The sequence below is a fragment of the Janthinobacterium sp. GW456P genome (genome assembly GCF_002127655.1).
Taxonomy (GTDB): Bacteria; Pseudomonadota; Gammaproteobacteria; order Burkholderiales; family Burkholderiaceae_D; genus Janthinobacterium.
Genome location: NZ_NEHB01000001.1, coordinates 438,054 through 458,392 on the forward strand (window position 1 = coordinate 438,054; position 20,339 = coordinate 458,392).

General features: G+C 62.9%; 23 protein-coding genes and 4 tRNA genes. 17 read left to right on the forward strand and 10 right to left on the reverse strand.

All coding sequences use genetic code 11. From position 1 onward, the window contains the following. Positions 1-26: 26 nt before the first annotated feature. Positions 27-2,114 (reverse strand): excinuclease ABC subunit UvrB, encoded by a 2,088-nt coding sequence (uvrB, locus tag CBW66_RS01830; RefSeq protein ID WP_086136356.1) that lies wholly within the window; start codon positions 2,112-2,114, stop codon positions 27-29. Positions 2,115-2,226: 112 nt separating this feature from the next. Between uvrB and CBW66_RS01835 the strand changes: the two genes are divergently transcribed. The 4 genes from CBW66_RS01835 (at position 2,227) to CBW66_RS29765 (ending at position 4,464) form a co-directional block, all read left to right on the forward strand. Then, positions 2,227-3,441 (forward strand): amino acid aminotransferase, encoded by a 1,215-nt coding sequence (locus CBW66_RS01835; RefSeq protein WP_170932902.1) that lies wholly within the window; start codon positions 2,227-2,229, stop codon positions 3,439-3,441. Between the two features lie 131 nt (positions 3,442-3,572). Then, positions 3,573-3,648, forward strand: a tRNA-Asn gene (locus tag CBW66_RS01840). A 137-nt stretch (positions 3,649-3,785) separates the two neighbouring features. Next, positions 3,786-3,861: transfer RNA gene (locus CBW66_RS01845), tRNA-Asn, on the forward strand. Between the two features lie 78 nt (positions 3,862-3,939). After that, positions 3,940-4,464 (forward strand): alpha/beta fold hydrolase, encoded by a 525-nt coding sequence (locus CBW66_RS29765; protein ID WP_367301868.1) that lies wholly within the window; start codon positions 3,940-3,942, stop codon positions 4,462-4,464. On the opposite strand, the gene CBW66_RS01855 is transcribed toward CBW66_RS29765, so the two are convergent. Further along, a complete protein-coding gene (locus tag CBW66_RS01855; RefSeq protein ID WP_230491973.1) occupies positions 4,433-5,383 on the reverse strand; it encodes an alpha/beta fold hydrolase in 951 nt (316 codons plus the stop codon). The two genes, CBW66_RS29765 and CBW66_RS01855, sit on opposite strands and share 32 nt — an antisense overlap. Positions 5,384-5,562: 179 nt before the next feature. Between CBW66_RS01855 and CBW66_RS01860 the strand changes: the two genes are divergently transcribed. The 3 genes from CBW66_RS01860 (at position 5,563) to CBW66_RS01870 (ending at position 7,026) form a co-directional block, all read left to right on the forward strand. After that, positions 5,563-5,889, forward strand: coding sequence for a Dabb family protein (locus CBW66_RS01860; RefSeq protein ID WP_086136359.1), 327 nt, complete (start codon positions 5,563-5,565; stop codon positions 5,887-5,889). Between the two features lie 73 nt (positions 5,890-5,962). Further along, positions 5,963-6,038 (forward strand) — tRNA-Asn (locus tag CBW66_RS01865). Between the two features lie 370 nt (positions 6,039-6,408). Continuing rightward, positions 6,409-7,026, forward strand: a complete 618-nt coding sequence (locus CBW66_RS01870; RefSeq protein WP_139841531.1) for a choice-of-anchor C family protein — start codon at positions 6,409-6,411, stop codon at positions 7,024-7,026. Positions 7,027-7,143: 117 nt separating this feature from the next. Here the strand turns inward: CBW66_RS01870 and CBW66_RS01875 are convergent, their stop codons facing one another. From CBW66_RS01875 to CBW66_RS01890, 5 genes are read right to left on the reverse strand one after another with little or no spacing between them, the layout of a single operon-like run. Next, positions 7,144-7,449 carry a hypothetical protein gene (locus CBW66_RS01875; protein WP_086142851.1) on the reverse strand — a complete coding sequence of 102 codons (306 nt, stop codon included), beginning with the start codon at positions 7,447-7,449 and terminating at the stop codon, positions 7,144-7,146. A gap of 34 nt (positions 7,450-7,483) precedes the next feature. Next, positions 7,484-8,089, reverse strand: a complete 606-nt coding sequence (locus CBW66_RS01880; protein WP_139841533.1) for a hypothetical protein — start codon at positions 8,087-8,089, stop codon at positions 7,484-7,486. Next, a complete protein-coding gene (locus tag CBW66_RS29655) occupies positions 8,086-8,214 on the reverse strand; it encodes a hypothetical protein (RefSeq protein WP_268992631.1) in 129 nt (42 codons plus the stop codon). Before CBW66_RS29655 ends, CBW66_RS01880 begins: the two co-directional genes overlap by 4 nt. 1 nt (position 8,215) lies before the next feature. Continuing rightward, positions 8,216-8,440 (reverse strand): hypothetical protein, encoded by a 225-nt coding sequence (locus CBW66_RS01885; RefSeq protein ID WP_086136363.1) that lies wholly within the window; start codon positions 8,438-8,440, stop codon positions 8,216-8,218. Continuing rightward, the gene (locus tag CBW66_RS01890) at positions 8,425-8,751 is read right to left on the reverse strand and encodes a GNAT family N-acetyltransferase (RefSeq protein WP_086136364.1); all 327 of its coding nucleotides are present in this window, start codon (positions 8,749-8,751) and stop codon (positions 8,425-8,427) included. Before CBW66_RS01890 ends, CBW66_RS01885 begins: the two co-directional genes overlap by 16 nt. Positions 8,752-9,287: 536 nt before the next feature. Here CBW66_RS01890 and CBW66_RS01895 point away from each other — a divergent pair. From CBW66_RS01895 to CBW66_RS01920, 6 genes are all read left to right on the forward strand, one after another. Then, entirely contained in the window at positions 9,288-9,521 is a 234-nt protein-coding gene (locus tag CBW66_RS01895) for a hypothetical protein (protein WP_139841534.1), read from the forward strand. A 130-nt stretch (positions 9,522-9,651) separates the two neighbouring features. Then, on the forward strand, positions 9,652-10,311 hold the full coding sequence (locus tag CBW66_RS01900; protein ID WP_086136366.1) for a sugar dehydrogenase complex small subunit: 660 nt from the start codon (positions 9,652-9,654) through the stop codon (positions 10,309-10,311). Then, positions 10,308-11,966, forward strand: a complete 1,659-nt coding sequence (locus CBW66_RS01905) for a GMC family oxidoreductase (protein ID WP_086136367.1) — start codon at positions 10,308-10,310, stop codon at positions 11,964-11,966. Before CBW66_RS01900 ends, CBW66_RS01905 begins: the two co-directional genes overlap by 4 nt. After that, positions 11,963-13,441 (forward strand): c-type cytochrome, encoded by a 1,479-nt coding sequence (locus CBW66_RS01910; protein WP_329957597.1) that lies wholly within the window; start codon positions 11,963-11,965, stop codon positions 13,439-13,441. Before CBW66_RS01905 ends, CBW66_RS01910 begins: the two co-directional genes overlap by 4 nt. Before the next feature lie 132 nt (positions 13,442-13,573). Continuing rightward, positions 13,574-13,975 carry a GtrA family protein gene (locus CBW66_RS01915; protein WP_086136368.1) on the forward strand — a complete coding sequence of 134 codons (402 nt, stop codon included), beginning with the start codon at positions 13,574-13,576 and terminating at the stop codon, positions 13,973-13,975. Between the two features lie 71 nt (positions 13,976-14,046). Next, on the forward strand, positions 14,047-15,345 hold the full coding sequence (locus CBW66_RS01920) for an NCS2 family permease (protein WP_086136369.1): 1,299 nt from the start codon (positions 14,047-14,049) through the stop codon (positions 15,343-15,345). Between the two features lie 70 nt (positions 15,346-15,415). On the opposite strand, the gene CBW66_RS01925 is transcribed toward CBW66_RS01920, so the two are convergent. Continuing rightward, the gene (locus CBW66_RS01925) at positions 15,416-16,123 is read right to left on the reverse strand and encodes a GntR family transcriptional regulator (protein WP_086136453.1); all 708 of its coding nucleotides are present in this window, start codon (positions 16,121-16,123) and stop codon (positions 15,416-15,418) included. Between the two features lie 270 nt (positions 16,124-16,393). Between CBW66_RS01925 and CBW66_RS01930 the strand changes: the two genes are divergently transcribed. Continuing rightward, positions 16,394-16,469, forward strand: a tRNA-Asn gene (locus CBW66_RS01930). Positions 16,470-16,620: 151 nt separating this feature from the next. Here the strand turns inward: CBW66_RS01930 and CBW66_RS01935 are convergent. Next, positions 16,621-17,004 carry a hypothetical protein gene (locus tag CBW66_RS01935; protein WP_230491972.1) on the reverse strand — a complete coding sequence of 128 codons (384 nt, stop codon included), beginning with the start codon at positions 17,002-17,004 and terminating at the stop codon, positions 16,621-16,623. A gap of 340 nt (positions 17,005-17,344) precedes the next feature. Between CBW66_RS01935 and CBW66_RS01940 the strand changes: the two genes are divergently transcribed. Together CBW66_RS01940 and CBW66_RS01945 are read left to right on the forward strand one after the other, a co-directional pair. Continuing rightward, positions 17,345-18,136, forward strand: a complete 792-nt coding sequence (locus CBW66_RS01940) for an alpha/beta fold hydrolase (RefSeq protein ID WP_070288798.1) — start codon at positions 17,345-17,347, stop codon at positions 18,134-18,136. Continuing rightward, positions 18,133-18,510 (forward strand): VOC family protein, encoded by a 378-nt coding sequence (locus tag CBW66_RS01945; RefSeq protein WP_086136371.1) that lies wholly within the window; start codon positions 18,133-18,135, stop codon positions 18,508-18,510. The genes CBW66_RS01940 and CBW66_RS01945 overlap by 4 nt, the downstream gene beginning before the upstream one ends. A 23-nt stretch (positions 18,511-18,533) precedes the next feature. Here the strand turns inward: CBW66_RS01945 and CBW66_RS01950 are convergent, their stop codons facing one another. Further along, complete coding sequence (locus CBW66_RS01950; RefSeq protein ID WP_086136372.1) at positions 18,534-19,220, reverse strand: hypothetical protein; 687 nt, start codon at positions 19,218-19,220, stop codon at positions 18,534-18,536. Between the two features lie 139 nt (positions 19,221-19,359). Between CBW66_RS01950 and CBW66_RS01955 the strand changes: the two genes are divergently transcribed. Continuing rightward, on the forward strand, positions 19,360-20,199 hold the full coding sequence (locus CBW66_RS01955; RefSeq protein WP_086136373.1) for a M15 family metallopeptidase: 840 nt from the start codon (positions 19,360-19,362) through the stop codon (positions 20,197-20,199). The last annotated feature ends 140 nt before the right edge of the window (positions 20,200-20,339 follow it).

Below are 20,339 nucleotides of genomic sequence, written 5' to 3' on the forward strand. Positions count from 1 at the left end.
GGCACGGCCCGCCCACGGCCAGCCGTTTATTTGCCCAGTATCGACGCCACATTGTCGGTGCCGGGGGCGCCGAACAGCTGCTGCTTGAGGATGTGCAGCTGGTCGCGCACCTGCGCCGCCTTTTCGAACTCGAGGTTCTTGGCGTGATCGACCATCAGTTTTTCCAGGCGCTTGATTTCCTTGCTGACCTGCTTCTCGCTCATGGATTCGAACTTGGCCGCTTCCTGCGCCACCTGCAGGGTCTCGCGCGCTTCCTGCGGGCTGTAGACGCCGTCGATCATTTCGCGGATCGATTTTTTCACGCCGATCGGCACGATGTTGTTGGCCGTATTGAAGGCGATCTGCTTCGCGCGGCGGCGTTCCGTTTCGTCGATGGCGCGGCGCATGGAATCCGTGATGCGGTCGCCGTACAGGATCGCCGTGCCGTTCAGGTTGCGCGCGGCGCGGCCGATGGTCTGGATCAGGCTGCGCTCGGAGCGCAAGAAGCCTTCCTTGTCCGCGTCGAGGATGGCGACCAGCGATACTTCCGGCAAGTCCAGGCCTTCGCGCAGCAGGTTGATCCCCACCAGCACGTCGAAGGTGCCCAGGCGCAGGTCGCGCAGGATTTCCACGCGCTCCACCGTTTCGATATCGCTGTGCAGGTAGCGCACCTTGATGCCATGGTCGCCCAGGTATTCCGTCAATTGCTCGGACATGCGCTTGGTCAGCGTCGTCACCAGCACGCGCTCATCCTTCTTGATGCGCTCGACGATTTCCGACATCAGGTCGTCTACCTGGCTGCTGGCGGGGCGCACGATGATTTGCGGGTCAACCAGGCCGGTCGGGCGCACGACCTGTTCGACCACCTGGTCCGAATGGTTCTTTTCGTATTCGGCCGGGGTGGCTGAGACGAACACGGTCTGGCGCATCTTCTGTTCGAATTCCTCGAATTTCAAGGGCCGGTTGTCGAGCGCCGACGGCAGGCGGAAGCCGTAGTCGACCAGGTTGGTCTTGCGCGAACGGTCGCCGTTGTACATGGCGCTCAGCTGGCCCGTCAGCACATGCGACTCGTCGAGGAACATGATGGCGTCGGGCGGCAGGTAGTCGACCAGGGTGGGCGGCGGTTCGCCCGGCAGCGCGCCGGACAGGTGGCGCGAGTAGTTCTCGATGCCCTTGGTAAAACCGATTTCCGCCATCATTTCCAGGTCGAAGCGCGTGCGCTGCTCGAGCCGCTGCTCCTCGATCAGTTTATTTTCCTTGCGGAAGAACTCGAGACGTTCGCGCAGCTCGTCCTTGATGGTTTCGACGGCGCGCAGCACGGTGGAGCGGGGCGTCACGTAATGCGAACCCGGGTACACGGTGAAGCGGGGGATTTTCTGACGCACGCGGCCCGTCAGCGGGTCGAACAGCTGGATCGATTCGATCTCGTCGTCGAACATCTCCAGGCGCACGGCCAGCTCCGCATGCTCGGCGGGGAAGATGTCGATGGTGTCGCCGCGCACGCGGAAGGTGCCGCGGCCGAAATCGACCTCGTTGCGCGTGTACTGCATCTGGATCAGGCGCGCGATGACGTCGCGCTGGGCGACCCTGTCCTTGACGCGCAGGGTCAATATCATCTGGTGGTATTCGTTCGGGTTGCCGATACCGTAGATGGCCGAGACGGTGGCGACAATGATGACGTCGCGCCGTTCCATCAGCGACTTGGTGCACGACAGGCGCATCTGTTCGATATGCTCGTTGATCGACGAGTCCTTTTCGATGAACAGGTCGCGCTGCGGCACGTAGGCTTCGGGCTGGTAGTAATCGTAGTAGCTGACGAAGTATTCGACCGCGTTCTGCGGGAAAAAGTCGCGGAATTCGCTGTACAGCTGCGCCGCCAAGGTCTTGTTGGGCGCGAAGACGATGGCGGGCCGGCCCATGCGCGCGATGACGTTGGCCATGGTGTAGGTCTTGCCGGAACCGGTTACGCCCAGCAGCGTCTGAAAGGTCAGGCCATCGGCGATGCCCTCGGACAATTGGGCGATCGCCGTGGGCTGATCACCGGCCGGAGGGAAGGGCTGGTGCAGCTTGAACGGGGAGTCCGGGAAAGAGATAATTGCGCTTTCCGCCTCGCTGGCGGTAGATAATTCGGGCATGTGAATCAGACCTTTGTTAGAATAGTGCTCTGCTGGCGGCCCTGGCGTTGTATTTTGGGGCGCTGTCTACAACTCCGCTGTGAACCTGCTTCCAATCGAATCCAATCTTATCATGACGAACCCAACTGTTTCTGCCAGTCTGTTTAGCGCCATCGAGATGGCCCCACGCGACCCGATCCTGGGCATCACCGAAGCATTTAACGCGGACCAGAATCCCGCCAAAATCAATCTGGGCGTTGGCGTCTATTATGACGACAACGGCAAAGTGCCTCTGTTAGCTTGCGTACGCAAGGCGGAAGCGATCCTGATCGAACAGGCGGCGCCACGCACCTATCTGCCGATCGAAGGCCTCGCCGCCTACGACAAGGCTGTGCAAGAACTCGTATTTGGCGCCGACAGCGCCGTCATTCAAGAGCGCCGCGCCGTCACCGTGCAAGCCATCGGCGGCACGGGCGCACTGAAGATCGGTGCCGACTTCCTGCAGCGCTTCGCGCCGGGTGCGCAAGTCTACATCAGCGACCCGAGCTGGGAAAACCACCGCGCGCTGTTTGAAAACGCCGGTTTCGTCGTGAATAACTACACCTACTACGATGCCGCCACCCATGGCGTGAACTTCGACGGCATGCTGGCCAGCCTGAACGCCATGCCGGCCGGCTCCATCGTCGTGCTGCACGCCTGCTGCCACAACCCGACCGGCGCCGACCTGAGCGTGGCCCAGTGGGATCAGATCATCAGTGTGGTCACCGCGCGCGGCCTGGTGCCGTTCCTCGACATGGCCTATCAGGGCTTCGCCAACGGCATCGCCGAAGACGGCGCCGTGGTGCGCCGCTTCGCCGACGCGGGCGGCCCGCTGCTGGTGTCGAACTCGTTCTCGAAATCGTTCTCGCTGTATGGCGAGCGCGTGGGCGCCCTGAGCGTCGTCGCCGCCAGCGCCGACGAGGCATCGCGCCTGCTGTCGCAGCTGAAGCGCGTCGTGCGCACCAACTACTCGAACCCGCCTACGCACGGCGGCAAGGTGGTTGCCACCGTCCTGGCCACGCCGGAACTGCGCCAGCTGTGGGAAGAGGAACTGGCCGGCATGCGCGTGCGCATCCGCGAAATGCGCAATGCCTTCGTGGAAAAGCTGAAAGCCAAGGCGCCAGGCCACGACTTCGAATTCGTGCGCCAGCAAATCGGCATGTTCTCGTACTCGGGTCTCACCAAGGAGCAGGTGGCGTCGTTGCGCGAGCAATCGATCTACGCCGTCGACACGGGCCGTATCTGCGTAGCAGCATTGAATTCGCGCAATATCGACATCGTCATTGACGCGATCGCCAAAGTACTTTAATATCTTGCTTCTTCGGCGCTGCATGCAAGTGCGGCGCGGATGGCAGTAGAAAGTCGGCGATGGCCGTGTTTGTGAAGATGCAGTATCCGTCTTGCAAATATGGAACAAGCGACATATAATATTGCCTCTTTTCCCTGATAGCTCAGTTGGTAGAGCGACGGACTGTTAATCCGCAGGTCCCTGGTTCGAGTCCAGGTCGGGGAGCCAGAATTCAGAAGGCCACGTTGAAAAGCGTGGCCTTTTTTGTTTTTGCACTGTCGGCGGGCAGCTGCTGTCCGGGATAGAAATTTCCCTAGGGGAATCTGGACAGGTGCTTGTTTGCCCGTATATAATACGGCCTCTTTTCCCTGATAGCTCAGTTGGTAGAGCGACGGACTGTTAATCCGCAGGTCCCTGGTTCGAGTCCAGGTCGGGGAGCCAGAACATGTAGTTGAAGAAAGCCCAGCCTTCACCGGTTGGGCTTTTTGCGTTTCAGGGCCTGCATGAGGCATCCGTGTCATCACTCTTGATCCCGCGCATAGGCCGCCAGGCACCCGGCGCTATGTTGCAAGTGTTGGGTCGGCAACGATCGTGCTCGTGCATGACGGTCTTGCCGATGGGTCGGGGTGGGAAGGTGTTTGCCTGGCGCTGCGTGACGAGGGTTGCCACGTTGCGGCCGCCTTCGCGGCCGATGTGCCCAGGGATAAGGCCCGCTTCATGGCGGCATCGCAAGTGCCCTGGGGAGTGGCCGCGCTGACCGGCGTGGTCAGCGCGCCAGCGTGGAGGAGCAAGCCCAGCTGGTACCTGGTCGCGACTGAGGATAAGATGATTGCGCCGGCGATGCAACGCGAGAGGTCCGCACGCGCGGCCTCGAAGGTGGTCACAGCCGCCGGCGGTCATGCCAATTTCGCAAGCCCATGCGGTGGCGACGCTGATCTGCAGGGCCGCTGCCAGCAGTGCGCTGGCCAGCCTGTCGGCTTCCGGGAGTGGCGTCCCGCGACGGGGCGTTGTATCAGGACTTCGGCGCCGCATCCAATGTTTTGATGATGGCTTCCTGGAACTGCACCGGTTCATCCTGGTGAATCTGATGCCCGGAATGGTCAAAGAAAAACAGCTCCTTCTTTGGCGCCTTCAATGTCTCAAAATACGCTTGCGTGATCCTGGTCGAGGTCTGGATATCGTTTTTGCCGACGAAGAAATACACGGGGCAGTCAACGCTCTTCAAGGTCCTGGGCAGATCGATGTTCATGACCTCGTTCCAGACTGGCGACCAGGTTTTCGACCATTGAAGAAAGCCCGTCTTGAAGCCCTCGCTCGTGGCAAATTCCTTGCCATCCTTGTAAAAAAGCCATTTCCTTAAATAAAACATGCTTTCATCACTTGCAAACGGGAAACTGACGCTGTCCAGTTCCTGGCTGGCGACGGCATTGTCCTTGAAATGAACTTTCAAGGTTTTCAGCAATTCTTTCTCGCTTTCCAGCTGGCTCACGACAGGATTGGAAGCGAAATAGGCATGCAGCAGTTCCGGATGATGCTTGACGATATAAAAGCCCAGGACGTTTCCCCAGGAACTGCCCAGCAAGTATATTTTTTCCTGCTTGAGCTCTTTTTGTAGAAACGTGATGACCTGGTACGTGTCCTGCTCCATCTGCGCGACGGAAGGCAGGCTTGGCGATGGATTCAGTTTCAGGGTTTTTCCTGCATCGCGCTGATCCCATTGCACAAGCGTAAATCTCTTTTTCAGTATGGCGGTAAACGCATCCGCATTCCTCATCATCGAACTTCCCGGCCCGCCCGATAAAAAGAGTAGAACAGGTTTTTTTGAGTCATCTGTCTTGATTTCCACAAACTGCCTGATGCCGCCGATGTCCGGTGTCAGCAGCGTGTCGATGGCAAGCGCTTGCGCTTTGCCAGCAGAAAATGGCATCAAGGTGAGGAATAGCACTGCCAGTAGCTTTGTCATGGGCTGATATGAATGGTTACTTGCGGGTATAGGGTGTCCATGGGGGATATTATCCGAATAACATGTTGCATATGAAAAATATCTGCAGTGCGTCCGCAGTGGCGCCATGGCGGGCCGCGGCCTGTGTCTTTTCCCGTTTTGCGCTATCCTGAATGCAACCCCATAGGAGAGTTGCCACCATGACCTGTTCCATTCCCCTGCGCCATATCGTCCTCTGTGATTTTCTTGAGGACATCACACCGGCCAAGCATGCCGAGCTGGTCTATGAATTTTCCCAGCTTAAACATCGCATCCCCGGCGTGCTGCAATTCGAATGGGGGCCGAACGTCAGCCCGGAAGGTCTCGATGACGGCTTTACCGATTGCTTCAGTTTGAGCTTTGCCGATACGGGCGCGCGCGACGCATACCTGACCCATCCAGCGCACCAGGCGTTTGTCGAGTTGCTCAAGCCATGGCTGGGCCGCGTACTCGTGTTCGACTATCATCCGCAGGAAAATCCCGGCTGAATGGCGCCGCGCGTAAATTTTTTGGCGTAAATCTGGACATCTGAAAATTTGCGCTATAGAATGCGGCCTCTTTTCCCTGATAGCTCAGTTGGTAGAGCGACGGACTGTTAATCCGCAGGTCCCTGGTTCGAGTCCAGGTCGGGGAGCCAGAACATCAGCAGTATCGAAAAGCCCAGCCCTTAGCGGTTGGGCTTTTTGCATTTCAGGGCCGGCTGGCCCGCGCGTGGCACGGAGCGCCGTGTCATCGGATGTGGTGCGTGAAGCATCCCGGCGCGCGAGTCCTGGCCGGCGGCGCCGGTGTCAGCGATCGTCTCGGCCTGGTCACGCTACGCCAGACAGGTGCGTATCCGAATCGGGCCTGTCCCGCAATCGCCAAATGCAGGCGGTTTGATCCTGCGCAATGATTGATTGTTGCCTTAAAAATATTATTGATTTTTTAATTTTCCAGTTCTATTCTGGCTTTCTCAGGGAAAATAACTTTCTTGAGTAAAACATAAGGGATATTGGATTATGCGTAAGTTGACTGCATTGGCCGGTATGGCCGCACTGATTCTGGCCGCGCCTATGGCGCACGCCACGACTAATTTGCTGAGCAATGGAGGCTTCGAGTCGAGCACGTTTAGCGGACCGTTCACGGAGATACACAGCGGCGCGCATCTGGGCGCCTGGAGCGTCGACAGCGGCAGCATCGACCTTATCAATCAATTATGGCAGCACGCGGAGGGCAACTACAGCCTGGATTTGAATGGCGGTTCTGCCGGACGTATTTCGCAGTCCTTCGGCACCGTGGTGGGACAGCAGTACAACGTCAGTTTCAGCCTGGCCGGTAATGCCGCGGCCGGTGGCAGTCTGAAGCTGGTCGATGCGGGCGTCACCGGCGTGCACACCTTCACTTTTGACAGTACGGGCCGCTCGCATTCCAACATGGGCTGGGTGACTCAAGGTTTCAGCTTTATTGCCACCGCTGCCAACAGCACCCTGTACTTTCAAGGTAGCAGCCAAAACGGCGCGTGGGGTGCGGCACTGGACAACGTATCGGTAACGGCCGTGCCAGAACCGACGACCTATGCCATGCTGGCCGCGGGCCTGGGACTGATGGGCTTGATTGCACGCCGTCGCCGCGCGCCAGGCGCCTGAGAGAGGGTTGTCCAAGGGGCTTGCCTCCAGGGCTGAGCGCTCAGCGTGGCGCAAGCGCATAAAAGCCCGGCCGTGTGCCGGGCTTTTTGCTTTTCATGCCGCGGCGCGAACGCCAGTTCACTTTGCTGCGCGCAAGGCTTCCAGCGCCTCATAGGCTGCCTGTATTCGCTCCGCAATGCCAGGCAGGCTGCTTGCCGCCGGCAGCGGCGCATCGCCTTGGAACGGCGTGCCGTGTCTCGCATGCATGCCGCCGCGTGCGCGCATCGCTTGCCATTGCGCGGCCGTGGGAGCGATGCCCAGGCGGTTCAATAGCTCGTTGAACAGGCTGGCCAGCACCAAGCCCGTATAGCCATCGATATTGCCGGGCGCCAGCCGGTGCGCGGGCAGCGGCAGCTGTGCCGGGTGCAGCATGCCGGGCATCATGCATGCCGGGCATCATTTGCGGACCGCGCTGGCGCTAGTGAGAGGCCAGCACGGCCAGCGGATCGCGGTAGACGAACAGGCAGGGCGTGCTGGGAAACGCTTGCCGCAGCAAGTCCAGGCTGTGGATGTGCCAGCAGTCGAACTTAATGATGAAGTGCGTCTCTTCGTCGGTGCGGCGCTGGCCCAGCGCCAGGATGGTCTGGCGCAGCAGGGCGATGCCGGCGGCCGGGTCGCCGCCGTCGTGATGCAGGCGCAACAGCGAGTCGACGACGGGCGGCTCGGACATGACTATGCATTGCGGCAACGACGCCAGCAGCTGGCTCGGCAAGGTTGAGCCGCAGCGCGAGACGTGGAGGATGAGGGCATCGGGTGCCAGGCAATCGTCGATGCTGGCCAACACCGAGGCGGGCGTGCTGCGGAAGCGGCGCTCCTCGTGCGGCTGGCGCCCCAAGGTATTGACAAAGAAGGAGTCGCTGGAGGCCATTTGTCCCAGGTCGCGCCAGCACATGGTGCCGTGCGCCGGCGTCGCGCCGCGTGCCGCGTACAGCGGATACCAGCCGCGCATTCCCTCGCGCCATGCCACCGTCCCGCCTCTGGCCAGCAAGCGTTCTTGCTGGGCCATGCCAGGCGCGGGGCTCATGGCGCGCACCCGTCCGCCAATGCGGCCAGTTCGCTGGCCAGCGCCAGGCTGGCAGGCAAAGGCGAGAGCCGCAGCTGGGCGATGATGGCCCGCACATTGCCATCGTTGATGCTGGGGGGCGCCATCTTAGGTGGCACCATCGACGGGCATGATGTGGCCGGCTGCCCCGCCGGGCGAGCGCAGCGGCACGCAGCTCCAGCCCTGGTCGTACGCGCCCGTATAGACATGGCTGATCCACTCGCCGGCGGCGAACTGGTCGCTGTCGCGCTGCATGCGCGCCACGTCAAAGTGCAGCGGCAGCTGCAGCCAGGTGCTGGACGGCGTCGGTGCCGGCGCTATGGCGCGCTCCATTCCAGTTGTTCCTGCACCTGTTTTCCCCGCGCAGGCGAAAACCCAGCCGCTGGTACAGCGCGCGCGGCGGTGTTACTTTTATTCAGGGCAAGGTGGATATCGCGCTGCTCCGCGCCCGCTTGCGCCTGCGGGCCGCGCAGCACGGCGCTGCCGGCGCCCTGGCCATGCGCGGCGGGCAGGATGGCGATATCGACCAGGTGCAGCACCTTGTCCTGGCGGTCCAGGATCAGGCGGCCGATGGGCGTGTCGCCGCGCTGCAGCACCAGATACGCGGCGTGCGGATACGCCTGGCGATAGCCGTGGCTTTGCATGCGCTGCTGAATGACGATCGGCTATTCGATGACGGCGGACTCGGCAGGCATCTGGCGTAAGTCGTCGCGCGTGGAGCTGTACAGCGCGGCGCTCCCTGGCCAGCCTGGGTGGCGACACGCTGCAGTTGCGCCAGCTCGTGGAACGCCACTCGCGCCTGTCCATGGACGGGCCGGACGGCTTGCGCGATGGCGAGAGTTTCCTGCCCAGCGGCTGGACCATCTCGCCCGTGCAGGCGGGACTGTGCGCGCAAACCGTACCGCAGCGCCGCCTTCATCCAGGGCCTGGCGCTGGCCGTGCGCGAGCGCCTGGACGTGAGTAACGGGCGGCCCGTGTGCGCGCTGCGGACCGTTTGCCCTGCTGGCCTTGCCCGTGATGGCGCTGCTCGATGCCAGCCAAGTGCGGTTCGCCATCCTCGACGTGCACAAGGAGACCCTGACGTATGCGCGCGAGCTGATTGCTGCCCTGGGCCTGGACGGCCACGTCGCCGAATACATTTGCGCCGACGCGGCCCGCCTGGCGCATTCCTGCCGGCGCCATGCCGGACGTGATCGTGAGCGAAACCATGAATATGGCGCTGGGCAAGGAAGCGCAGGTTGCCACCCCGCGCACTCTGTACGCGCAGGCGCCCGCGGCGGCGCTGCTGCCGGCGTCCCTCAGCGTGCACCTGGGCCTGGACCGGCGCGCCCCGGATGCGCCTGCCCGACGTGCTGGAGCAGGCGCCCCGATCGCTGACGCGCATCCGCGTGCATGGCGACATCGTCTTGGGTGATTCACAATAGTAATACTACATTGGCAGACAATTTACTTCTGTAGGATAATATGGAACCGGTTCCATATGCGCATATGCAATGTAACGCAATCATCGAAGTCAACAAAACAACAAGTCTTGCGGGAGTCTCATGAACTATCCAGGCAGCGAACCATCTGCAACATCCGTTTCATCCCTTCCCCGCATCAGCCGCCGCCACGCCCTGATCGGCCTGGCCGCCTTGCTGGCGCAGGCCGGTTTCTGGAGCAATCCCCTGTCGGCCGCCATGCCGTCTCCGGCCAGCGCGCCGGCTGCCGGACCGGCGCCGGCCACCATGCTGTTCTATAGCTTGTCGCAAACCATCACGGGCCACCGCGATCTGTCCGCCGCGACGGCGGCGCGCATCGAGCAAGCCATGCGCACGAACGTGCCCGGCTTCGCCGAGCGCTTGCCGCAGCTGGGCGCGCTGCTCGTCACGGGCCAGGAAGCCAAGGCCCTGCTGGCGGCCGCCAGCGCCGCCGATGCGAGTCTGCGCGAGCTGGCGCTGGCCATCGTTGCCGCCTGGTACACGGGCACCGTCGCCGGCAATGCGGCGCAGGGCACGCAGTCCATCGTTGTCGCGTATGCGGAAGCCTTGATGTACCGCACGGTGGCCGATGGCCAGGTCGTGCCGACGTATTGCAATTACGGCCCCCTGTGGTGGCTGAAGGCGCCGCCGGCCGTGCGCGTCTCCGCCCCCGTGGCACCGAAACCCGTACCGGCCCCGGCCACTACGGGCACTCCCGAACCGAAAGGCAAGCAAGCAAAATGAAATCACCGCAATTCAAGAGTAATGGCGACGTCGTCGCCGATGTCGTCATCGTCGGCACGGGTGTCGTCGGTGCCATGATGGCCGACCAGCTGGCCGCGCAAGGCCATTCCGTGATCATGCTGGAAGCGGGCCTGCGTATCGAGCGGGGGCAAGCCGTGGAAAACTGGCGCAACATGCCGTTCGAGAACCGCGTCGGCTCCGACTTCCAGGGCCTGTATCCGCAGGCGGAGAATGCGCCTGCACCGCTGTATTTCCCGAAGAATAACTACGTGGAAGTATCGGGTCCCAACGGCAGCAGTTTCCAGCAGGGCTATCTGCGCACGGTGGGCGGCACGACCTGGCATTGGGCCGCGTCGTGCTGGCGCCACTTGCCGTCCGACATGCGCATGAAAAGCGATTACGGCGTCGGGCGCGACTGGGCCATTTCCTACGATGAGCTGGAACCGTACTATTGCCGTGCCGAGCAGGAAATGGGCGTGGCCGGCCCCAACGATCCCGCGCTGCAGTCGCCCAGCGAGCGCAGCGCGCCGTACCCGATGGACATGGTGCCCTGGGGCTATGGCGACAAGCGCTTCGCCGAAGTGGTCAACCCGCACGGCTACCGTTCCGTGCCGATCCCGCAAGGCCGCTCGACGCGCCCATGGCAGGGCCGTCCGACTTGCTGCGGCAATAACAATTGCCAACCGATCTGCCCCATTGGCGCCATGTACAACGGCATCCACCACGTGGAGCGGGCCGAACTGAAGGGCGCTGGCGTGCTGGCCGAGGCTGTCGTCTACCGCATCGATACGGACCACAACAACCGCGTCACGGCCGTGCACTGGTATGACGCCAAGAAACAGTCGCACATGGCGACGGGCAAGGCTTTCGTGATTGCCTGCAATGGCATCGAAACGCCGCGCTTGCTGCTGCTGGCGGCCAACCAGAACAATCCGAATGGCATCGCCAACAGTTCGGATCAAGTCGGCCGCAACATGATGGACCACTCGGGTTTCCACTGTACCTTCCTGGCCAATGAACCGATCTGGACGGGACGTGGCCCCGCGCAGAGCAGCTGCCTGGTAGGCCCGCGCGACGGCGCGTTCCGCGCGCAGTATTCGGCCAACAAGATGATCCTGAATAACATCACCAGAGTCGGGCCGGCTACCCAGCAGTCCTTGAAGCTGGGCCTGGTGGGCAAGGATCTCGACGACGAGATCCGCCGCCGCGCCGCGTTTGGCGTGGACCTGTCGATCAGCCTGGAACCGCTGCCCGAAGCGCACAACCGCTTGACCTTGAGCAAGACGCGCAAGGATCCGCTGGGCCTGGCCTGTCCCGACATCTACTATGACGTGGGCGATTACGTGCGCGATGGCGCGAAGGCCGCGCATGCGCAACTCGAGCACATCGGCAAGCTGTTCGGCGCCGTGGAATTTCATATCACCGACAGCCTGAACGCGAATAACCACATCATGGGCGGCGTCATCATGGGCAGTAACCGTCTTGACTCCGTGGTGGACGGCAATTGCCGCGCCCACGACCATGCCAACCTGTGGCTGCCCGGTGGCGGCGCCATGCCGTCGGCCAGCGTGGTCAACACGACACTCAGCATGGCCGCGCTCGGCTTGCGCGCGGCCGACGATATCGCCCGTACCCTGGCAAGGGAGGCGGCATGATGCGCCGTTTCTTGCTGGGCCTGACCCTGGCGGCCGGCTTGCCGCTGGCCGCGCGTGCTTTACCACCTGTGCCGCCGGCGCCGCCCGTCACCCTGACGCCGGACCGTCCGGCCGCGCCGGCCGCAAGCACACCCGCCAAGCCCGATGCACGCCTGGAACGGGGCCGCTACCTGGCCATCGCGGCCGACTGCATGGCCTGCCATACGGCGGCGGGCGGCAAGCCGTATGCGGGTGGTTACGCCATCGATTCGCCGCTGGGCACGATCTACGCGACGAATATCACGCCATCGAAAAAAGGCGGCATCGGCCACTACACGGAGGCGGACTTTGCGCGCGCGCTGCGCGCAGGCGTGCGCGCCGATGGCAGCCATCTGTATCCGGCCATGCCCTACACCAGCTACGCGCAGCTGACGGATGCGGACGTGGGCGACCTGTATTACTACTTCATGCAGGCAGTCAAGCCCGTCGATGAACCGGCGCGCCAGACGGCGCTGCCATTCCCATTCAATGTGCGTCTGTCGATGCTGGCTTGGAACACCTTGTTTCTCGACAATAAACGCTTCGTGCCCGATCCGGCGAAGAGCGCGCAGATCAACCGCGGCGCCTACCTGGCCGAAGGCCTGGCGCACTGCAGCGCCTGCCATACGCCGCGCAACGCGCTGATGGCGGAAATCGGCAGCCAGACCCTGGCGGGCGCCGCGCTCGGCTCCTGGCATGCGCCGAATATCACGTCGGACAAGGTCAGCGGCATCGGCGCCTGGACGGATGCGGAACTGACGGCTTACCTGAAGACGGGCCACGTGGAAGGCAAGGGGCAGGCGGCGGGCGGCATGGCCGAAGCCATCCAGAACAGCCTGCAATTTTTGCGCGATGACGACGTGGCCGCCATCGTGGCGTGGCTGCGCACGGTGCCGCCCGTGCGCGCGCCGGGCCAGAGCAAGGCCGCCTTCAGCCATGGCAGCGCCGCCAGCGAAGAAGCGGCACTGCGCGGCATGGCCGGCGCCACCGAGCGCCATTCCTTGAATAGCGGCGCCGTGCTGTTTTCCGGCTATTGCGCCAGTTGCCATTCGGCCAGCGGCGCCGGCAGCACGGGGCAAAGTTATCCTGCGCTGTTCCACAACACGGCGACGGGCGGCGCCACGCCGGCCAACCTGGTGTCGGCCATCCTGTTTGGCGTCGAGCGCAAGATCGACGGGGAAGAGCACGAAGCGTTCATGCCCCGTTTCGACCAGCGTTCCTACGTGCAGCCATTGACGGACGAGCAGATCGCCTCGATCGCCAATTACGTGCTGAAACAGTATGGCAATCCGGATGTGTCGGTGACGCCCGCTTATGTTGCGCAGGCGCGCAGCGGCGGCGAGAAGCCCGTGCTGGCGCGTGCTCAGCCGTTCATGCTGCCGGGCGGCATCACCGGCCTCTTGCTGCTGATCGCGCTGTTCGTGTGGCTGCGCCGGCGCCGCCAAGGCAAGGAATAAGCATAGAATCGGCGGCGAATATGAACGTTGGGCGCAACTTGCAGTAAAATGCAGGCTGAAAAATGGTTACGAGCAATCGTAGCCATTTTTTATTCTGGCCCGATCCTGCTTGCGTTCATTTAAAAATTAACAATGTCCCATTCCCTGCATCACCAATTCTTGCGTTTCGCCGCCGTCGGCGCTTCCGGCACGGCCGTGCAATACAGCGTGCTGTGGGGGGGCGTGGAATGGGCTGGCATCAGCGCCGCCTTTGCGTCCGGCATCGGCTACATCCTCGGTTCCGTCGTCAACTACCTGCTCAATTACTTTTTCACGTTTAAAAGCGACAAGGGTCATGGCGAGGCGGCCAGCAAGTATTTCACCTTGCTGGGCATAGGCTGGTGCATCAATACGGGCCTGATGTGGCTGCTCGTGCACCAGCTGGGCTGGTATTACTGGCTGGCGCAGGTGCTGGCGACGGGCATCGGGCTGGTCTGGAATTTCGCGGGCAGCCGCTGGTGGGCCTTCAAGCCGGCCGGCGCGCCGACCAAGTAAATTTTTGCAAGAAAAGAGATGCGCAGTGGCCAAGACCAGGCGCGCGGTTTTACCAAAACAAGGGGTTAATCATGCAGTTCCTGGAACGCTATTTCAAACTGAAGGACAACGGGACCAATGTGCGCACGGAGCTGCTGGCCGGCCTGACCACGTTCCTGACGATGGCCTACATCATCTTCGTCAACCCGAGCATCCTCGGCGACGCGGGCATGCCGAAAGACTCCGTGTTTGTCGCCACCTGCCTGGCGGCCGCCATCGGCACCCTGATCATGGGCCTGTACGCGAACTATCCGATCGCGCTGGCGCCGGGCATGGGCTTGAATGCGTATTTCTCGTACGCGGTGGTGAAGGGCATGGGCATGAGCTGGGAAGTGGCGCTGGGCGCCGTCTTCATTTCCGGCTGCCTGTTCATCCTGGTCAGCCTGTTCAAGATACGCGAGATGATCATCAACAGCATCCCGCCCGCGCTGCGCACGGCGATCACGGTCGGTATCGGCCTGTTCCTGGCGATCATCTCGCTGAAAAGCGCGGGCGTGGTCGTGTCGAACCCGGCCACCATCATCGCCCTGGGCGACTTGCACAAGGCGGCGCCCATCCTGGCCATCCTCGGCTTCTTCATCATCGTCGCGCTGGACCGCCTGAAAGTGCCGGGCGCCATCCTGATCGGCATCCTCACCATCACCGTCGCCAGCTTCTTCTTCGGCGGCAACCAGTTCAACGGCATTGTCTCGGCGCCGCCCGCCATCGAGCCGACCTTGTTCAAGCTCGACATCATGGGCGCATTGTCGATCGGCATCGTCAACGTGGTGCTGGTGTTTTTCCTGGTCGAACTGTTCGATGCGACGGGCACCCTGATGGGCGTGGCCAACCGTGCCGGCTTGCTGAAAGACGGCAAGATGGAACGCATGAACAAGGCCTTGCTGGCCGACAGCACGGCGATCGCCGCCGGCGCCTGCCTGGGGACGTCGAGCACCACCGCCTTCGTGGAAAGCGCAGCCGGCGTGCAGGCGGGCGGACGCACGGGCTTGACGGCCGTCGCCGTCGCGCTGCTGTTCCTGGGCAGCCTGTTCTTCGCCCCGCTGGCGCACACGGTGCCGCCGTACGCGACGGCCCCCGCGCTGCTGTACGTGGCCTGCCTGATGCTGCGCGAACTGACCTTCATCGACTGGGATGACAGCACGGAAAGCATCCCGGCCGCCATCACGGCGCTGATGATGCCGTTTACGTATTCGGTGGCCAGCGGCGTGGCCTTTGGTTTCATCACCTATGCTGTATTGAAACTGTTGACGGGCAAGGGCAAGCAGGTATCGGTGGTGGCCTACATCATCGCCGCCATCTTCCTGTTCAAGTTCATCTACCTGGGAGAATAGCAAGTTTGACGGCAAGCAGTGACAAGGCCGCCCGTGCACCAGCAGGGCGGCCTTTTGCGTTTGGCGCCGCTTACATCAGCAGCGCCGCCACCAGGTCTTTCCTGGTGTCGCCAGCGCTGCCGTCAAAGCGCAAGGCCGCTTCCACATGCGCCAGGTGCTCGACCATCAGGCGCGCCGCCAGATCGGCGTCGCCGCCGCGTGCCGCATCGAGAAAGCGGCCGTGCTCGTCGCACGAGCAGGCCGCCGCGTGGCCCGACTGATACAGCATGGTGATGAGCGAGCTGCGGCCCACCAGTTCGCGCACGATGTCGCGCAGAACGGCGTTGCCGGCGATATCGGCCAGCAAGACGTGGAAGTCGCCCAGCAGTTGCGAGCGCAGCGGCGTCGCTTGCGCCAGCGCCAGGCGTTCCGCTTTCAGGTGCCGATCGAGCATCCGGTAGTCGGCAGGTTTGGCCTGCGCGACGAATTCGCGCGCCAGGGCCGCTTCGATGGTGCGCCGCGCGGCAAAGATGTCGCGCGCTTCCGCTTCACTGGGCTGGCTGACGAAGGCGCCCTTGTCGGGCACCATGCGGATCAGTTTGTCTTTCGAAAGAATCAGCAGGGCGGCGCGGATCTTGGTGCGGCTGACGCCATACAGGCGGCACAGCGCCTCTTCGCGCAGCCGTGTACCGGGCGGCAATTGGCGCGCCACGATGGCGGCCGCCATATGTTCGGCAATTTCCGCCGAGCTGTCGCCGCTGCCGGCCTTGTCTACCAGGGTTGCGCTTGATTCTGTCATGTCGGGCAAGGGCAGTCAGGCTCGGGCAAGGCGAACCTTGCAAGCGCATGTCCGCGCGGCGGCGTGGTTGACGCCCCGCTGTCGGCATGCCGTTGTGCGCCTTGCGTGCCGGCAAGGCATGGCTATTCTACTATCTTGCTTGGCGGCGCGCAGACGGAGCCTGCCGCCTGGCGAGGCATGCTCCCTGGCTGCCTGTTTTGCTGGCCATGCAGCAACCATGTAGTAACGACTGGACATGGGAAATTTTGACGTATATAATGCGGCCTCCTTTCCCTGATAGCTCAGTTGGTAGAGCGACGGACTGTTAATCCGCAGGTCCCTGGTTCGAGTCCAGGTCGGGGAGCCAGAACAAGCAGCAGCAAAGGGCCACGTGGCAACACGTGGCCCTTTTGTCATGTGCGCATGGTTTTCATCCATGCTTGCCATCCCGTCAGTGTAGCAACGGCCTGCGCGATGCCATCCCGCTGGTGGCAGGGGCACGCGCAATGATGCCCGGATCAGGGATCGACAAACACGTCGAAGCGCACCTTGAGCGGGCTGCCCCAGGAGATTTCCACCCAGGCCTTGAAGCCGCCGTTGTAGGGCGCGATGTTATACACGGCCATGCGGGCGGCACCGATGAAACGGTCCTGGGGATTCGCGCCATATTCGCTGATATTGAGGAATACGCGCGAATTGGCGTGCACATTGGCATTGACGAAGTTGACCGAAGGATGCACGCCATTGGCCGTCCACGTATAGTAGGTGGTGAAGGCGGCGGAACTCAGGTTCAAGTCCTGCGCGGCCGCGCCTTGGGCGCTTTGGCCTTCCTGCTCCATCGGCGTATCGGTTTCATCCAGTGCCAGGTTGCTGCCGGTGCGATGTTCTACTTTCATTTCCATGATGTACTCCTGATCGATAGTTTGGACGCCGCGCCTGTCGTCGTGCGGCAAGACGCCCTATCTGTGCTGCCGTGACGGCCAGTGTCACGTCCTGGCTGATAAGGTAGCCGCCTGCTCCATGCTGTTGGAGTAATTCATTCTAGGCGTACACAGGGGCGGAAAGCGCGCTGGGCCGCCGGAAAAGCGGCGTGCGATTGTGCTGGCGCAAACACCTTGCAGGCAGGTGGCGAGATCTTTTCCCCCAGGCTATTTTTACGGGGCCGCCACGCATGCGGCGCAGGACAATGGCACAATAGGCCCAGCCGACCTGCCGATACGGAACCCGTTGCGAGCCTAGCCCATGCCGATACTGAACCTGAGTGCCGAAACCGATATCTATTACGAACTGATCGAAGGCGACCCCGCCAAGCCCTGCCTGGTATTCCTGCACGAAGGACTCGGTTGCTGTGCGATGTGGAAAGATTTTCCCGCGCAGCTATGCCAGGCGACGGGGTGCCGTGGCTTGCTGTATGACCGCCACGGCTATGGGCGGTCTTCGCCGCTGGCGGCGCGGCGCCAGCTCCATTATTTGCACGACTACGCGCTGTGCGAACTGCCGCAAGTACTCGCGGCACTGCTGCCGGGGCAGGACCATTTTCTCGTCGGCCACTCCGATGGCGGCAGCATCGCCCTGATCTATGCGGCACAGCAGCCGCCGCGCCTGCGCGGCATCATTACCGAGGCGGCGCACGTGTTTGTCGAAGGCATCACGCTCGATGGCATCCGCGTGGCGGACGCGGCGTTCGGCGCGGGCAAGCTGCGCGCGCTGGCGAAATACCATGGCGACAAGACGGAAACCATTTTCAAGGCCTGGTCGGACACCTGGCTCAGCTACGGTTTCCAGTTCTGGAACATCGAATACCTGCTGCCTTCCGTCGAATGCCCGGCGCTGGTGGTGCAGGGCAGCGAGGACCAGTACGGCAGCGCGGCCCAGGTCGACACCATCGTGGCGCAGGCCCTCAACGCCATGCCCGCCATGGTCGAGCAGTGCGGGCATACGCCGCACCAGGAGCAGCCGCAGGCATTGCTGGCGCTGATGGAAGGCTTTTTGCAAGGCCGCATGGACGCGGCCGCTCACCCGAAAACTATATGATAGACCACCTCGATCACCTGGTATTGACCACCCGCGACAAACCGGCCTGCATTGATTTCTATACGCGCGTGCTGGGCATGCAGCTGGAAACGTTCGGCGCCGGCCGCCATGCCTTCAAGTTTGGCGCGCAAAAGATCAATCTGCATGAAGCCGGCAAGGAATTCCTGCCCAAGGCGGACCTGCCCACACCCGGCGCGCTCGACCTGTGCTTCATCGCCGCCGTGCCGCTGGACGTGTTCATCGCCCATCTGGCGGCGCTGGACATTGCCATCGAGGAAGGGCCGGTGTCCCGCACGGGCGCCAATTGGCCCATCCGCTCCGTGTATCTGCGCGACCCGGACCGTAACCTGATCGAAGTGTCCGAACGCGCCTGAGGTTTCATGCGGCGCCCTGGCGTTCAATGGCAGGCGGGATCGCTGTCCCAGCGGCCCGAGCAGATGCGCGAACGGCACAGCATGCCTTCGATCAGGCCCAACTGCTGACAGCGCTGCAACAGTTCCGCCGTTTCCTGTTCCTGTCCCGGTTCCTGCCTGCGCAGCACCACGTCGCGCACGGGCGGCGCCATGCCTTCCTGCCGGTGCGCATGCGCGACCATCGCCGTGAGCAAGGCGACGTCGCTGTCGCTGGATGCGGCGGCCGGTTTCGCTCCCTGTGGGCGGGCGGCCGCCTGGCGCGCGGGCGCCAGCGCCTTGGGCGGGGCGCTTGCTGTCGCGGCGACCGCAGCAGACAAGGGCGGCGCCGCCGTATTGACGATGGTGGCCGCCTGCGCCGTGTGCGGCAGCACCGTTGCTGCTGGCGCGGGCGGAATCTCGGTCATGGCTGTGGCGGGCGCCGGCGGCAGGGGTGGCACCTCCGTGTCGTAGGCGAGCACGGCCGTGATCAGCACCGCCAGGCACAGTGCGCCGGCGGCGCCGTAGCGCCAGCCGGGGCGCCAGCGCGGAGCCGGCATGGCTGCGGGCGCGGCGGCGCCGTGCTCGAGCTGCGACAGGATGCCCTTGCCTTCGATGCGCGCGCCTGCCGCGCCCGCCTTGCTCAGCAGGTCAGGACCGTGCGCCTGGCCATCTCCGGTTTTCAGTAAAGACAAAATATCACCTCCGCAATGGATCAAATTCGACTGACCTTGATGTAAACCGCGCTCATGCGGGCCGCGGACGCCTACGATCTAGCGATACCGCCGAGCAATGGATTGCCCGGTCCCGCCGATTCCCGTCACGGAGCGCCCCATGTTTGTCGCCCTGGTCCTGATGTATTTCCTGCTCGCCTGTCTCGCTTGCTGGCTGCTGCTGTTTCCCGGCGGCCGCGCCATCGTGCTGCACACACTCGTCAACCTGGGCTGGCGCATGCAGCGGCGCGCACAAGGGTTGCAGCGGGGCGGCGGCGCGCAGTGGCAGCGCGTGCAGCGGCACACGGGCTCGGGCATGGCACGCGCTAGGCAACTGCTGTGGCGGCATCGCTGGCTGAGCCTGGCAGGAAGCGTGCTCGTCATCGTGCCCCCGCTGCTGGCCTGGCTGTCCAGCGACCGGATCGCCCTGCGCGGCTATGCCGACCAGCAACACGTCATCAATGACCAGGTCAGCGACTTGCTGAAAGGCGAGCAGCTGGTGCCGCCTTTGACCCTGCCGCCGCTGCTGTTTTCCACGGCGGAGGTGACGCAGCTGCGTCCGCTGCTGGGCGGCGCCAGCCGCAACTGGCAATTGCTCGACCACGATTACGCGCAGCGCCTGCTGCTTGTCTTCAAGATCATGAAGGAGATGCATGGCTACGACATGGTCTTGCTGGAAGGCTACCGCAGCCCGGCGCGCCAGGACCAGCTGGCGGCGGCCGGGCCGAACGTGACCAACGCGAGGGCGTTTCAAAGCTATCACCAGTACGGCCTGGCCGCCGATTGCGCATTCTTGCATGAAGGAAAGCTCATCATTTCTGAAAAAAATGCCTGGGCCATGCGCGGCTACCGTTTATATGGCGTGACGGCCGAATCGGTGGGCCTGCGCTGGGGCGGGCGCTGGACCATGATGGATTTTGGCCACACGGAATTGCCGCAACCGCGCGGGCTGGGCAAGTAAGCCGCGCCAGCCATTCTAGCGCCGCGTACCGGCCTGAATTTCACCACTGCAAGCTTACTTGCGCAGCGTCAATGGCACACCGGCGCGTGCCGTGCGCTGGCGCTTGGAACTTGTCGTATGTCAACAAAGGCGCGCCGCAT

Bases quoted from the DNA above. Each gene is read 5' to 3' on its own strand.
- uvrB (WP_086136356.1), bottom strand. From the start codon at position 2,114: ATGCCCGAATTATCTACCGCCAGCGAGGCGGAAAGCGCAATTATCTCT.
- CBW66_RS01835 (WP_170932902.1), top strand. From the start codon at position 2,227: ATGACGAACCCAACTGTTTCTGCCAGTCTGTTTAGCGCCATCGAGATG.
- CBW66_RS01855 (WP_230491973.1), bottom strand. From the start codon at position 5,383: ATGACAAAGCTACTGGCAGTGCTATTCCTCACCTTGATGCCATTTTCT.
- CBW66_RS01860 (WP_086136359.1), top strand. From the start codon at position 5,563: ATGACCTGTTCCATTCCCCTGCGCCATATCGTCCTCTGTGATTTTCTT.
- CBW66_RS01875 (WP_086142851.1), bottom strand. From the start codon at position 7,449: ATGATGCCCGGCATGCTGCACCCGGCACAGCTGCCGCTGCCCGCGCAC.
- CBW66_RS01880 (WP_139841533.1), bottom strand. From the start codon at position 8,089: ATGAGCCCCGCGCCTGGCATGGCCCAGCAAGAACGCTTGCTGGCCAGA.
- CBW66_RS29655 (WP_268992631.1), bottom strand. From the start codon at position 8,214: ATGGCGCCCCCCAGCATCAACGATGGCAATGTGCGGGCCATCATCGCC.
- CBW66_RS01885 (WP_086136363.1), bottom strand. From the start codon at position 8,440: ATGGAGCGCGCCATAGCGCCGGCACCGACGCCGTCCAGCACCTGGCTG.
- CBW66_RS01890 (WP_086136364.1), bottom strand. From the start codon at position 8,751: ATGCAAAGCCACGGCTATCGCCAGGCGTATCCGCACGCCGCGTATCTG.
- CBW66_RS01895 (WP_139841534.1), top strand. From the start codon at position 9,288: ATGCCGGACGTGATCGTGAGCGAAACCATGAATATGGCGCTGGGCAAG.
- CBW66_RS01900 (WP_086136366.1), top strand. From the start codon at position 9,652: ATGAACTATCCAGGCAGCGAACCATCTGCAACATCCGTTTCATCCCTT.
- CBW66_RS01905 (WP_086136367.1), top strand. From the start codon at position 10,308: ATGAAATCACCGCAATTCAAGAGTAATGGCGACGTCGTCGCCGATGTC.
- CBW66_RS01910 (WP_329957597.1), top strand. From the start codon at position 11,963: ATGATGCGCCGTTTCTTGCTGGGCCTGACCCTGGCGGCCGGCTTGCCG.
- CBW66_RS01915 (WP_086136368.1), top strand. From the start codon at position 13,574: ATGTCCCATTCCCTGCATCACCAATTCTTGCGTTTCGCCGCCGTCGGC.
- CBW66_RS01920 (WP_086136369.1), top strand. From the start codon at position 14,047: ATGCAGTTCCTGGAACGCTATTTCAAACTGAAGGACAACGGGACCAAT.
- CBW66_RS01925 (WP_086136453.1), bottom strand. From the start codon at position 16,123: ATGACAGAATCAAGCGCAACCCTGGTAGACAAGGCCGGCAGCGGCGAC.
- CBW66_RS01935 (WP_230491972.1), bottom strand. From the start codon at position 17,004: ATGGAAATGAAAGTAGAACATCGCACCGGCAGCAACCTGGCACTGGAT.
- CBW66_RS01940 (WP_070288798.1), top strand. From the start codon at position 17,345: ATGCCGATACTGAACCTGAGTGCCGAAACCGATATCTATTACGAACTG.
- CBW66_RS01945 (WP_086136371.1), top strand. From the start codon at position 18,133: ATGATAGACCACCTCGATCACCTGGTATTGACCACCCGCGACAAACCG.
- CBW66_RS01955 (WP_086136373.1), top strand. From the start codon at position 19,360: ATGTTTGTCGCCCTGGTCCTGATGTATTTCCTGCTCGCCTGTCTCGCT.